This window comes from Oerskovia merdavium (assembly GCF_014836755.1).
Classification (GTDB): domain Bacteria; phylum Actinomycetota; class Actinomycetes; order Actinomycetales; family Cellulomonadaceae; genus Oerskovia; species Oerskovia merdavium.
In genome coordinates this window covers 26,547-39,642 of the sequence record NZ_JACSQF010000018.1, presented here as the reverse complement: position 1 = coordinate 39,642, position 13,096 = coordinate 26,547, and the positions used below count along the sequence as shown (strand labels likewise).

General features: G+C 71.5%; 10 protein-coding genes and 1 pseudogene. 10 read left to right on the top strand and 1 reads right to left on the bottom strand.

Features of this window, described 5'->3' with window-relative positions; translation table 11 throughout:
* Positions 1 to 59: 59 nt before the first annotated feature.
* The 5 genes from H9641_RS15785 (at position 60) to H9641_RS15765 (ending at position 9,772) form a co-directional block, all read left to right on the top strand.
* Entirely contained in the window at positions 60 to 1,370 is a 1,311-nt protein-coding gene (locus H9641_RS15785; RefSeq protein WP_191805387.1) for an ABC transporter substrate-binding protein, read from the top strand.
* A gap of 210 nt (positions 1,371 to 1,580) precedes the next feature.
* Complete coding sequence (locus H9641_RS15780) at positions 1,581 to 2,534, top strand: carbohydrate ABC transporter permease (protein ID WP_191805386.1); 954 nt, start codon at positions 1,581 to 1,583, stop codon at positions 2,532 to 2,534.
* Positions 2,531 to 3,478 carry a carbohydrate ABC transporter permease gene (locus tag H9641_RS15775; protein ID WP_318244634.1) on the top strand — a complete coding sequence of 316 codons (948 nt, stop codon included), beginning with the start codon at positions 2,531 to 2,533 and terminating at the stop codon, positions 3,476 to 3,478. Before H9641_RS15780 ends, H9641_RS15775 begins: the two co-directional genes overlap by 4 nt.
* Positions 3,475 to 5,385 (top strand): glycoside hydrolase family 35 protein, encoded by a 1,911-nt coding sequence (locus H9641_RS15770; RefSeq protein WP_318244633.1) that lies wholly within the window; start codon positions 3,475 to 3,477, stop codon positions 5,383 to 5,385. The genes H9641_RS15775 and H9641_RS15770 overlap by 4 nt, the downstream gene beginning before the upstream one ends.
* Positions 5,386 to 5,437: 52 nt before the next feature.
* Positions 5,438 to 9,772: an endo-alpha-N-acetylgalactosaminidase family protein gene (locus tag H9641_RS15765; protein WP_191805385.1), complete on the top strand. Its 4,335-nt coding sequence runs from the start codon at positions 5,438 to 5,440 to the stop codon at positions 9,770 to 9,772.
* 120 nt (positions 9,773 to 9,892) lie between these two features.
* On the opposite strand, the gene H9641_RS15760 is transcribed toward H9641_RS15765, so the two are convergent.
* On the bottom strand, positions 9,893 to 11,158 hold the full coding sequence (locus H9641_RS15760) for a CobW family GTP-binding protein (protein WP_191805384.1): 1,266 nt from the start codon (positions 11,156 to 11,158) through the stop codon (positions 9,893 to 9,895).
* 113 nt (positions 11,159 to 11,271) lie between these two features.
* Here H9641_RS15760 and rpmB point away from each other — a divergent pair.
* From rpmB to H9641_RS15735, 5 genes and pseudogenes are all read left to right on the top strand, one after another.
* Positions 11,272 to 11,501 (top strand): annotated as a pseudogene (rpmB, locus tag H9641_RS15755) (50S ribosomal protein L28).
* A complete protein-coding gene (gene rpmG, locus H9641_RS15750; protein ID WP_056761099.1) occupies positions 11,501 to 11,668 on the top strand; it encodes a 50S ribosomal protein L33 in 168 nt (55 codons plus the stop codon). Before rpmB ends, rpmG begins: the two are co-directional and overlap by 1 nt.
* A 10-nt stretch (positions 11,669 to 11,678) precedes the next feature.
* Positions 11,679 to 11,984, top strand: coding sequence for a 30S ribosomal protein S14 (rpsN, locus tag H9641_RS15745; RefSeq protein WP_191805383.1), 306 nt, complete (start codon positions 11,679 to 11,681; stop codon positions 11,982 to 11,984).
* 48 nt (positions 11,985 to 12,032) lie between these two features.
* On the top strand, positions 12,033 to 12,338 hold the full coding sequence (locus H9641_RS15740; RefSeq protein WP_191805382.1) for a type B 50S ribosomal protein L31: 306 nt from the start codon (positions 12,033 to 12,035) through the stop codon (positions 12,336 to 12,338).
* Positions 12,339 to 12,729: 391 nt separating this feature from the next.
* Entirely contained in the window at positions 12,730 to 13,011 is a 282-nt protein-coding gene (locus tag H9641_RS15735) for an HU family DNA-binding protein (RefSeq protein ID WP_191805381.1), read from the top strand.
* Positions 13,012 to 13,096: the final 85 nt, after the last annotated feature.

The window sequence follows — 13,096 nt, the reverse complement described above, 5'->3', positions numbered from 1 at the left end:
CGCAGACCGCGGCGCCGTCGCCGCTCCATCCTCAGCACAGTGTGGTCAGAAGGAGAGTCATGAAGTCATCGATCATCAAGGCAGCCGGGGTCGCGTCGATCCTCACCCTCACCGTGGGCGGCCTGACCGCCTGCTCGTCCGACTCGACGTCCGGCAGCGGCTCGGCCGAGGGCGACGGCAAGGTCAAGGAGGTCGAGGTCTGGACCTGGGCCGCCGGGTACGACGAGGCCGCCAAGGCGTTCAACGCCTCGCACGACGACATCCAGATCAAGTACACGCAGATCGAGCCGGGCAACAAGGGCGGCTACGACAAGGTCCGCAACTCGATCACCGCGGGCAACGCCCCGTGCCTCGCCCAGGTGGGCTACGAGACCCTCCCCAGCTTCGTCGCCGAGGGCAACGTCGTGGACGTGACCGAGTTCGCCTCGGCCGACAAGGGCCTCTACGCCCCCGCGGGCTGGGCCGGTGTCACGGTGGGCGACAAGGTCTACGGAGCCCCGCAGGACCAGGGCCCCATGGTGCTCTTCTACAACAAGACCGTCTTCGAGGCGAACGGCGTGGCCGTGCCGACCACGTGGGACGAGTACCAGGCTGCGGGCGAGCAGCTCAAGGCCGCGGGGGTCAAGCTCACGGGCACCTACGAGGACTACGACTACTCGGGCTTCGCGTGGCAGGCAGGCGCCCCCTGGTACGAGATCAAGGACGGCGCCTGGTCCATCACGCCCGACTCGCCCGAGAACCTCGACGTGGCCGACTACTGGCAGGGCCTGATCGACGCCGACCTGATCGGTGCGGGCATCTGGAGCGACGAGTGGTCCGCGGGCCTCGGTGACGGCTCGATCGCCACGATCGTGGGCGCGGCCTGGTTCTCCGGCATCCTCAAGGACTCCGCGGCGGCCTCGGCCGGCGACTGGGCCGTGGCCGAGCTCCCGCAGTGGGAGGCAGGGGACGCCAAGACCGGCAACGTGGGCGGCAGCCTCTCCGCGGTCCTCAAGGGCTGCGACGACCCCGAGGCCGCCTGGACCGTGGCCAACTGGCTCAGCACGGACCCGGGCTCGGTCGACGCCCTCATCGAGGGCGGCGGCGTCTACCCGGCCTCGCTCGCGGGCCTCGAGTCCGACCTCCTCACCTCGGGTGACGACTACTTCGGCGGCCAGGTCGTCGCCGACGTCTTCAAGACCGCCTCGGGGCAGGTCAACGAGGACTGGGCCTGGGGCCCCGGCGTCTCGACCCTGGTCGGCACGCTCGCCACGGGCATGAAGCAGGCCTACGCCAAGGAGGGCGGCGCGACCGTCGCGACCGCGCTCACGGGAGCCCGCGAGGCGACCGAGTCCGAGCTCAAGCAGCAGGGCATCGCCGTCAACGAGTGACCTGACGGCCCCGCACGACCCGCACGCACGGTGCGGCCCGGCCACGACGGCCGGGTCGCACCGGGCAGCGCGACAGCAGCACCTGAGCAGCACAGCAGCACAGCAACACAGCAGCAGAAGGCCCGACGACGCCACGCACCTCCGAGCACCGGTGCACCTGGGCGCGTGACGTCGTCGGGCACCACGACGCATCCCCCTGAGGAACCCACCATGACCACGAGCCTGACGTCGGCGGCACCGCCGCCGGTGGAGACCAAGCGCACGGCGGCCACGCCGCCCAGGCGCCCGCGCAGCCGGACCAGCCGGTACGCGATCTGGTTCGTCGGACCGTTCGTGGTGCTGTTCGTCGGGATGTACGTCGCACCGATCCTCTTCGCGCTCTACAAGAGCCTGTTCCGGATCCAGCGCGACGCGCTCGGTCTGGGCGGCACGCAGGAGATCTTCGACCCCCTGTTCAACTACGCGTACGCGCTGGGTGACGAGAAGTTCATCAGCTCGATCGGCCGCGTGCTGCTGTTCGGCGTGGTGCAGGTGCCCGTCATGCTGGTCCTCGCGCTCGGGATCGCGCTCCTGATCGACTCGGCCTCGGCCCGGGCCAAGGGCTTCTTCCGGCTCTCGAGCTTCGCGCCCTACGCGGTGCCGACCGTCGTCTCGGCGCTCATGTGGTCGTTCCTGTACTCGCCCACCAACGGCCCGGTCAACCAGGTGCTCGAGGTGTTCGGCATCAGCATCAACTTCCTCAGCCAGGACCTCGCGCTGTGGGCCGTCGCCAACGTCGTGACGTGGGGCTGGACGGGCTACAACATGATCATCATCTACGCCGCGCTCCAGGGGGTCCCGGGCGAGGTGCTCGAGGCCGCCAAGCTCGACGGGGCCTCGCCGTGGCGCACCGCGTGGAGCATCAAGATCCCGCTCGTGCGGCCCGCGATCCTGCTCACCACGATCTTCTCGATCATCGGCTCGGCGCAGCTCTACAACGAGCCGTTCGTGCTCAAGCAGAGCACCGGGGCGATCGACGCGAGCTACACGCCGATCATGGCCGCGCAGGCGTCGCTCCAGTCGGCCAACTACCCGTACGCCGCAGCCCAGTCGGTGCTCCTCGCCGTCGGCGTGGCCGTGCTGTCCGTCCTCTTCTTCCGTCTGACGTCCAGGAGGTCCTCGTGACCACGAGCAGCGTGCCCGTCGTGGCCGAGAAGACCGCGGGCAACCGCCTGCGCCGCAAGCGCTCCGCCCCGAAGGGGACCCCGGACGGCCTGCGCAAGGACTCGATCGAGACCACGGCCACGAGCCGCATCGCGGTCACCGCGGTGCTGGCGCTGACCGCCGTGTACTTCCTGTTCCCCCTGTGGTGGCTGTTCGTCGCGGCGACCAAGGACGCCGGGTTCACGTTCTCGGGCAGCCCGTTGTGGTTCTCGAACTTCGACCTGTTCGGCAACATCGGCGACCTGTTCGCCTACAAGGACGGGATCTTCGCCGTCTGGATGGCGAACTCGGCGCTCTACTCGATCGTCGGCGCGGGGCTCGGGACGCTCATCGCGGTCGCGACCGGCTACGCCCTGGCCAAGTACGAGTTCCGCGGCAAGGGCCTGCTGTTCGGCGTGGTCCTCGGCGCTGTCCTCATCCCCAAGGTGCTGTTCACGCTCCCGCTGTTCCTCATGTTCTCCGCGACGGGCATCGTCAACACCTACTTCGCGGTGCTCCTGCCGAGCATCGTGAGCCCGTTCGGTGTCTACCTGGGCCGTATCTTCGCCGCGAGCTCGGTTCCGGACGAGGTCATCGAGGCCGCGCGTCTCGACGGCGCGAACGAGGGCCGCATCTTCTTCGGGGTCAGCCTCAAGATGATGGCCCCCGCGCTCGTCACGATCTTCCTCTTCCAGTTCGTCGAGATCTGGAACAACTTCCTGCTCCCCTCGCAGGTCCTCATCTCCGAGAACCTGCGACCCGTCACGGTCGGGCTGGTGAGCTGGAACGCCCTGGTCCAGGCCGGCCAGATCGAGCGGCACATGGTCATCATCGGCGCGTTCGTGGCGGTCGTCCCGCTCATCGTCGCGTTCCTCTCCCTCCAGCGCTTCTGGCGCTCCGGACTTGCAGCGGGGGCTATCAAGTGAGCCAGCACCACCCAGCCGACCGGGCCTCGGGCCCCGCCCGCGGCCGGGCCCAGCGCGCCGCCGGCGCGATCCGGTCGACCCTGCGCGCCGACGGCGCGACCCTCGTGCGGGACGGTGTGCCGCACCGGATGCTCTCGGGCTCGGTCCACTACTTCCGGGTCCACCCGGACCTGTGGGAGGACCGCCTCCTGCGCCTGCGCGCCATGGGCCTCAACACGGTCGACACCTACGTTCCGTGGAACTGGCACGAGGCCGCGCGCGGCACGTTCGACTTCACGGGGTGGCGCGACGTCGAGCGGTTCGTGCGCCTCGCGGGTGACCTGGGCCTCGACGTCGTGGTGCGCCCCGGGCCGTACATCTGCGCCGAGTGGGACAACGGCGGCCTGCCCGCATGGCTCACCGCAACCCCCGGGATCCGGCTGCGGTGCAGCGACGAGACCTACCTCGACGCTGTCGCGGCCTGGTTCGACGAGCTGCTTCCCCGTCTCGCTGCGCTCCAGGCGAACCGCGGCGGCCCGGTCGTGGCCGTCCAGGTCGAGAACGAGTACGGCAGCTTCGGCGACGACCACGCCTACATGGCGTGGGTCCACGACGCGCTCGTGGAGCGCGGCATCGACGAGCTCCTCTTCACGGCCGACGGCCCCACGGACCTCATGCTCGACGGCGGGACGCTTCCCGGCGTGCTGGCGGCGGCCACGTTCGGCAGCCGCCCCGGGCAGGCGCTCGACAAGCTCACCGCGCGTCGCGGCGAGCAGCCGTTCGTCTGTGCCGAGTTCTGGAACGGCTGGTTCGACCACTGGGGCGACCCGCACCACGTGCGCGGCGCGGACAGCGCCGCGGCCGACGTGCGCGAGCTCCTCGACCTCGGCGGCTCGGTGAGCCTCTACATGGCGCACGGCGGGACGAACTTCGGGCTCACCGCGGGCGCCAACCACGACGGGACCCGCCTGCAGCCCACGGTCACGAGCTACGACTCCGACGCCGCGGTGGCCGAGGACGGCAGCGTGACCCCCAAGTTCTTCGCGCTGCGCAAGGTGCTGTCCGAGCACGCGTCGCACGGGACCCGGATCCCCGAGGACGCCCAGGACGACCGGTGGATCGCGCCGTCGCCCAAGCTCGAAGCGCGCACCCTGCCGCCCGTGACCACGCGCCCGCTCCTGCCCGCGCTGCGCGCATCGGGCGCCGCGACGGTCGCTCCGTCGCCGCTGACGTTCGAGCAGCTCGGCCAGAACGCCGGGCTCGTGCTCCACACGGCCACCCCGGTCCTCCCGCCCGGGGACAGCACCCTCTCGGTCCTCGGCCTGCACGACCGGGCGACGGTCTACGTCGACGGCCGCGAGGTCGGCGTCCTCGAGCGCGAGACCTCGCACCTGGGCCTCACGGTCCACGGGCACGGCATGCCCGTGCGGGTCGAGATCCTCGTGGAGAACCTCGGGCGCATCAACTACGGGCCCCGGCTCGGCGAGCACAAGGGGATCCTGGGCGACGTCCTGGTCGAGCGCCGGATCGTGCACGGCTGGACGTCGCGGTCGCTGCCTCTCGACCTGCTGCCCGTGGACGAGCTGTGGAGAGCGGGCGAGCCCGACGCCGAGGCCACCCCGAGCGGGCCCCGCGACGCCGTCGGGCCGCAGGGTGTCCTGGCACGGACGGCCCTCGACCTCGACGAGCCCGCCGACACCTTCCTGACCCTGCCCGGGTGGACCAAGGGCTTCGTCTGGGTCAACGACGTGCTGCTCGGCCGCTACTGGGAGCGCGGCCCCCAGCACACCCTCTACGTCCCCGCGCCGCTGCTGCGCGCGGGGAGCAACACCGTCACGGTCCTCGAGCTGCACGCGGTCGGTCACGACCTCGAGCTGACGGCCTCGGCCGTCCTGGGTGAGCCCGAGGAGTACGTCGAAGAGCTGTGACGCCCGTCGGTCGGGGGACGGCCGATGAACTGCTATCGAAGGAGATCAGCACATGGTTCGACATTCCCCTGGCCCTCGGGCCGGTTCCCAGCCGGGCGGCGCCTCGCGCCGAGCCCGCAGCCTCGTGGCCCTCGCGACCGCGGTGGTGGTGCCGTTCGCGGCGCTGCCCGCCGCGGCCGCGGCGAGCCACACCCCGGCGAGCAGCGCGACGTCGCTCTCGGCCCTCGGCCTGACGGCCGAGCAGGTCGCGGCGGCGAGCGTCGAGGGCGCGGCCACGCTGCGCTCGGCGCAGCTCGACGTCCAGGTCGCCGCGGACTTCCCACGCGTCCTGAGCTACACCGACCGCGCGTCGGGCGCCTCGCTCGCGGGCAGCACCGCGACCGTCACGAAGGTGCGCCTCAACGGCACCGACCGCGCGGTCGTGGTCGAGGCGGGCGAGCCCGGTGAGACCAGCCGCGACTACCGCCTGACGCTCCCCGACCTCGCGGGCGTCAGCATCGACACGCGCCTCGAGGTCGAGGGCAGCGCCGTGACGTTCCGCGTCACGGGCGTGACCGACACCGCGGCGTTCCGCGTCGGGACCATCGAGGTCCCGGGGCACGACCTGCTCTCGGTCTCGTCGGCCGACCCGTCGGCCGTGGTCGCCTCGGCCGTCATCAGCCCCGACCGCGGCAAGGTCGGCGACACGTTCACGTCCGTCACGGGGCAGACCCCCGTCAACGCGAACCCGGTCGGGTCCGCGTACGCGATCGTGAGCACGAGCGCGCTGTCGGCCACGATCGTGACCAACAGCGTCTACGACGAGGCCAACGGCAAGGCCGCCGCGGACGGCAACCGTCTGCAGCGCCAGGCGCGCGCGGCCGACGGCGGCGTGCGCGTGGGCGTCTGGAGCGGCGCGTGGACCTACCGGGCCCAGGGCTCGTCGGTCACCGAGGAGCTGCCGTACGCGACCGTCGTCGTGACGGCCGACGCCAACGCAGACGACAAGGTCGACTGGCAGGACGGCGCGATCGCCTTCCGCGCCACCGCCCCCAAGGCGCTGGGCGCGGACCAGGTCGCCGACCGCGTCGTGACCCACATCCCGTTCAACTTCGCCTCGCAGGCCACGCACCCGTTCCTGCGCACGCTCGACGACGTCAAGCGCATCTCGCTCGCGACCGACGGGCTGGGCCAGATGGCCCTCCTCAAGGGCTACGGCTCCGAGGGGCACGACTCCGCGCACCCCGACTACGGCGGCAACTACAACGAGCGCGCGGGCGGCCTCGAGGACATGAACACGCTGCTCGAGCAGGGTGGCGACTGGAACGCGGACTTCGGTGTCCACATCAACGCGACCGAGGCCTACGCCGAGGCGAACGCCTTCTCGGACGAGCTCGTCGACCCCTCGGCCAAGGGCTGGAACTGGCTCGGCCAGTCGTACTACATCGACCAGCGCCGGGACGTGAACAGCGGTGACCTGGCCGCACGCATCGGCCAGCTCGCCGACGAGACCCAGGGCAACCTCGACCTCCTCTACGTCGACGTCTACTACAACTTCGGCTGGCAGGCGCGCGCCCTCGCGGACGCGGCCCGCGCGAACGACCTCCAGATCGCGACCGAGTGGTCGGACAAGTTCGAGGCCAGCTCGCTGTGGAGCCACTGGTCCGCGGACGAGAACTACGGCGGCGCCGCGAACAAGGGCCTGAACTCCCAGATCGTGCGCTTCATCGACAACGCCGAGAAGGACACCTGGAACCCGCACCCGCTGCTCGGCAACGCGCGGCTCGTCGAGTTCGAGGGCTGGACCGGGCAGACCGACTGGAACGCGTTCTACAAGAACATCTGGACGACCAACGTCCCGACCAAGTTCCTCCAGCACCAGGAGATCGTGCGCTGGGGCACCGACCGGATCGACTTCACGGGTGACGTCTCGGCGCGCGGCACGACCGCGGCCGACCGGCAGATCCTCGTCGGGGACGCCGTCGTCGCCCAGGGCGGCACCTACCTCCTGCCGTGGAACGCGTCCGACGCCCCCGGGCTCGAGGGCGAGGCCGCCGAGGGCAGCAAGCTCTACCACTACAACCCGGCCGGCGGCTCGACCACGTGGACGCTCACGGACGAGTTCTCCGGGGCCACGAGCCTGACCGTGTACAAGCTCACGACGACGGGCCGCGAGAAGGTCGCGGACGTCCCGGTCACGGGCGGCAAGGTCACGGTCGAGGCGACCGCGGGCCAGCCCTACGTGCTGTACCCGCAGGGAGTCACGACCCCCTCGGCCGACGACGTCGCGTGGGGCACCGCGAGCGGCATCGTCGACCACGGCTTCAACGCCGCGACGCTCGACGCGTACGAGACGACCGGCACCACGGGGATCGAGACGCTGTCCAACGGGCAGCGCGTCGCGACGCTCGGAGCGGGCGCCTCGTCGCTGAGCCAGCAGCTCGGTGAGCTCTCGACCGGGACCTACGCCGTGAGCGCGTGGGTCGAGGTCCAGCCCGGGAAGTCCCGCTCGACCACCCTGTCCGTCTCGGGCGAGGGAGTCGCGCAGACCGCGAGCACCGTCGTCGAGCGCTCGACCGCGAAGAACCTGGTCGCGGCCGACGAGAAGAACAACCGCTACTACCAGCGCGTGCAGGTGCTCGTCGACGTCACGGGCCCTGCCCGCCCGACGCTGACGGTCGCCGCCTCGGCGGGCGACGCCGTCGTGCGGGTCGACGACCTGCGCGTCGTGAGCGCCACGCGCTCGGTGGCCCCGGCCGTCGAGGGCGAGACCGGCACGGTCGTCGCGTTCGAGGACTTCGAGAACGTGCCCCAGGGCTGGGGACCGTTCGTCAAGGGCGACGCGGGCGGCGTGACCGACCCGCGCACGCACATCGCCAAGCGCAACGCCCCGTACACGCAGGCCGGCTGGAACGGCAAGCTCGTCGACGACGCGCTGTCCGGAGCCTGGTCGCTCAAGGCGCACGAGGAGAACAAGGGCCTCGTCTACCGCACGGTGCCCAGCACCGTGAAGCTCGAGGCCGGGCGCCAGTACCGCGTGACCTTCGACTACCAGTCGGGCAACGGCGGCGAGTACCAGTGGGTCACGGGCTACGACTCGGTCGCGAGCGGCGCCCTGGCGTCGGTCGAGACCCACGCGACCCCGCTGGGTCAGCAGCGCACGACCGCGACGTTCTCCGAGGACGTCGTGGCGAGCGGCTGCGGTGACACCTGGGTGGGGCTGCGCAAGCTCACGGCGGGCGGCAACCAGTCCGACCTGATCCTCGACGACTTCCGCGTCGTGGACCTGGGCCCGGCCGAGGCCACCCCGGCCTGCGCGTCGCTGACCGTGTCCCCGGGACCGGTCGCGTTCGAGCCCGACGTCGCGAGCACCGTCACGACGCGCCTCACGGTCCACGAGCCCGTGGCCGTCGCCGACGTCGCCGTGACGCTCGACGTGCCCGAGGGCTGGGAGGTCGAGGCGACCAACGCCTCGACCGCGGCGACGCTCCCGGCCGGCGGTGTCCTGACCACGACGTGGAAGGTCACCCCGCACGGCAGGATCACCGCCGACGCCTACACGCTCACCTCGGGCGGAACGTACACGACCACGGCTGCGCCCGTCGGCAAGCGGTCGGTCGAGGCCGGCCAGTCGGTGTGGGTCGTCGTGCCGCCGAACGGTGGCGAGAACTGGGTCAGCGACCTGCCGTTCGTGTCGACGACCAACGGGTGGGGACCGGTCGAGCGCGACCTGTCCAACGGCGAGCAGGGCGAGAAGGACGGCAAGCCCCTCACGCTGCGCGGCGTCGTCCACGAGAAGGGCCTCGGCACGCACGCGAGCTCGTCCGTGCGGGTCTTCCTCGCGGCGCAGTGCGACGCGTTCACGGCGACGGTGGGCGTCGACGACGTCCAGGGCACCAAGGGCACGGTGCAGTTCAAGGTCGTGGGTGACGGCACCCAGCTCGCCCAGACCGAGGTGCTCAAGGGCGGCGGCAAGACCGTCGACCTGAACGTCCCGGTCACCGGCGTCCGCTACCTCGACCTGATCGTGGCCGACGGTGGCGACGGCAACGGCAACGACCACGCCGACTGGGGCTCCGCCAAGGTGTCCTGCGCCGACCCGGTCGAGCCCGAGCCCGAGCTCGAGGTCACCACGACGGCCAAGGCCCAGTGCACGGCCTCGCGCGTCCAGCTCGCGGTCCGCGCGGTCAACGAGGAGGACTTCCCGGTCGACGTGAAGATCACCACGCCGTTCGGCACCAAGACCTTCCAGCAGGTCCAGCCGGGCAAGAGCGCCAGCCAGACGTTCGCGACCCGCAAGGACGCGATCGAGGCGGGCACGGCGACCGTGACCGCGACCGCCACGGTCGACGGCAAGGAGGTCACGACCACGATCGAGAGCGAGTACGCGGCCACGAGCTGCGGCTAGCCCGCGAGGCGTCCGCCGGGGGTGCTCCCGGCGGACGGTCGGCGCACGGCGTGAGCCGCGCGTCGAGCACCACGAGCAAGGCCCCGGGACCCATGACGGCTCCCGGGGCCTTCCTCGTCGTCAGACCGCGTTGGTGCGCGCGCCGAGCCAGGGTGCGAGCACGTCCTCGCGACCGAGCCAGCGCAGCCCGCCGTCGGCGACCTCGTCGCGCGTCGCGAGGATCTCGGCGAACGCCGCGAGCAGCTCGTCGCGGTCGTCGGCCGAGTCGGACGCGCCCGTGAGGACGAGCCGGGTCCGGGGCGCGAGGTCCTCCCACGTCCCGATCTCGCCGATGCTCAGCTGGCCGCCCGCGCCGTCCCAGGCGCACATCGAGTCGGGCCGGTTGGGCACCCAGAACACGCCGCGGCTGCGCAGCCGCCCGGTCCCGAGGCGCCGGACCTGGTGCAGGAGCCGCTCGGGGTCGAACGGCAGGTCGGAGGCCAGGTCGAGCGTCCAGGTCCCCGTCTCCTCGTCCTGCCCGACGACGGCGCGTACCCCGAGCGGGTGCGCGCGCCGCTCGGCGTGGGCCGCGTCGTGCGTCGCGGAGGACAGGTCTGCGAAGCGCAGCCCGTCGAGGCCGTCGAGCCGGGTCGAGTCGTCTGCCCGGAGCCTGTCGACGAGCCCGGACCCGGTGCGTGAGCCCGCGCGTCGCCTGTCCTGCGCCGCGCGGACCGCCGCGGGTGCTCCCGGGTGGGAGGCGCCGTCGGGCAGGGGGCGTCGGGTGGGCGTGCCGGAGCTGCTCGCGGCGGGCACGCCCGTCGTGACCACGAGGTCGGCGTACTCGACCTGGGCCGCGAGCACCTCGCCGACCGACCGGTGGTCGGCGGCAGCGAGGGCGAGGCCGCGCTCCTCGAGCAGGTCGTCGTCGAGGAGGTCGGTCTCGACCGCGGCGAGGTCGACCACAGTGAGGACCGTGGCGAGCCGCAGCCCGTCGAGCGCGCCGCCGGGCGTGGTCGCGCCGCCCAGGGCGCGTGCGACCGGCAGCGGCTCGGCCGAGACGGGCAGGGCGAGGAGCACCTGGTCCCAGCGCCCGTCGCGCGCGAGGTCGCGCAGCGTGGGGATCGCGTCCTCGCGGACCGCGCACGACAGGCACGCGTGCTCGAGGTCGACGAGCGTGTCCTCGACGACCCCGGTCGCGTCCACGACGAGGCGGCGCAGGGTCCCGTCCTCGGCCCGGATGTCGTGGCGCAGGACGACCGACCGCGGGGTGTCGGTCACGAGCCCGAAGACCGTGGTGTCGCGCAGCACCGGGTCGATCGTGGCGAGCACGCTGAGCGGGACGCGGCCCGGTGAGGCCGCGCTGCGGCTCGCTGCCGTGCCGGGGGCACCGGGAATATCTGCGGGCATCTGGACGCTCCACCTCTACAGAGAACGGTTCTCATCAGTCGAGAGCATACCTCTTGACGAGAATGGTTCTCATTAAGTATTCTCGGGTCCCACGACCCACCGAAGGGAAGCTCATGTCCGCCGTCTGCCAGGTGCTCGGCACCTCGCCGGGGTTCGGCCGCTCGATCTCGCACTGCGGACCAGGCGACGCTTCGACCCCAACATCCAGCACAAGCGCTACTGGGTGCCGTCACTGGGCCGGCATGTCAGGCTGAGAGTGAGCGCCCAGGGGATCAGGACGATCGACCGTCGAGGGATCGACGCGGTCGTCGCACGCATCATCGCTCGAGGGGAGAAGGTCTGATGGCTGCACGCACCGAGCTGCGACCCGTGGTCAGGCTGCGCTCGACCGCAGGGACCGGGTACACGTACGTGACCCGCAAGAACCGCCGGAACGACCCGGACCGGCTGACCCTGCTCAAGTACGACCCGGTCGCCCGGGCACACGTCGCGTTCCGCGAGGAACGGTAAGGGGAGCCGCATGGCCAAGAAGTCCAAGATCGCGCGCAACGAGCAGCGCGAGGTGATCGTCGCCCGGTACGCCGAGCGGCGCGCCGAGCTCAAGAAGGTCGTCGCGTCGCCCAGCGCCTCGGAGGCGGAGAAGGAGGCCGCCGCGACCGAGCTGCGCAAGCAGCCGCGCGACGCGAGCGCGACCCGCCTGCGCAACCGCGACGTGGTCGACGGTCGTCCGCGCGCGTACAACCGACGCTTCGGCCTCTCCCGCATCAGGCTGCGCGACATGGCGCACCGCGGAGAGCTGCCGGGTGTCACCAAGTCCAGCTGGTAGTCGACGCCCGTCGAGAGCCCAGCAGTCGAGAGTCGTAGAGGAGCACCCATGAAGAAGGACATCCACCCCGAGTACGGACCGGTCGTGTTCCGCGACATCTCGGCCGACTTCGCGTTCCTGACGCGGTCGACGCTCGCGGGGACCAGCGCATCGGGTCCGGGCCGCCCGGACAAGACGATCGTGTGGACGGACGGCAACACCTACCCGGTCGTCGACGTCGACATCTCGAGCGCGAGCCACCCGTTCTACACGGGCACCGCGCGCGTCGTGGACACCGCAGGGCGGGTCGAGAAGTTCCGTCAGCGCTACGGCAAGGGCGCCACGGGAGGCGCCGCGAAGAGCGACGGTCGCTGAGTCGTCGTCCGGCACGGCCGGCGTCCTCGGCAGGGCGTCGTGACCGTGGTCGGGAGAGCCGCTCACCCTGCGGGGTGGGCGGCTCTCGGCGTGCCGGGGGCTGCCGGGCGGTGCTGATCGAGGGTGCGGAGGGCCTCGTCGGACGCCGCGCTCGTGTGCGGATCTTGTGCGCAGGGGCCGTCGTGGAGGCGTCGGGGGCGTTCAGTGGGTCACATCTGGGGCAAAACAGGCAAGATTCCGCGCTCAGAGAAACGCTGTCGGCGCGGAAACGCGCGCAAACCCCCGTAGATTCCTTAGTGTTGTCCACGAAGTCCCGCCTCACGGCTGGCAAACTGAGACCTCAACGTCGCGCGGTGCCCACCGCGAGGCGTGAACCGATGAAGGGATCCGCATGTCGCTCAACAAGTCTGAGCTCGTCTCGGCCATCGCCGAGAAGTCCGGCCTCAAGAAGGCCGACGCTGAGAACGCCCTCAACGCGTTCCAGGAAGTCCTCGTCGAGTCGCTCGCCAACGGCGAGGCCGTCAAGGTCACCGGTCTGCTCTCGGTCGAGCGCGTCGAGCGTGCCGCTCGCACGGGCCGCAACCCCCGCACCGGCGAGGAGATCCAGATCCCCGCAGGCTTCGGTGTCAAGATCAGCGCAGGCAGCCTCCTGAAGAAGGCCGTCACCAAGTGATCCCCGCGGCGCGCTGAGGCGTGCCGCACCGCGGGGCCGCGCCCCGCACCATCCACACAGGCCCGGGTGCCCGACGTCGTCGCGC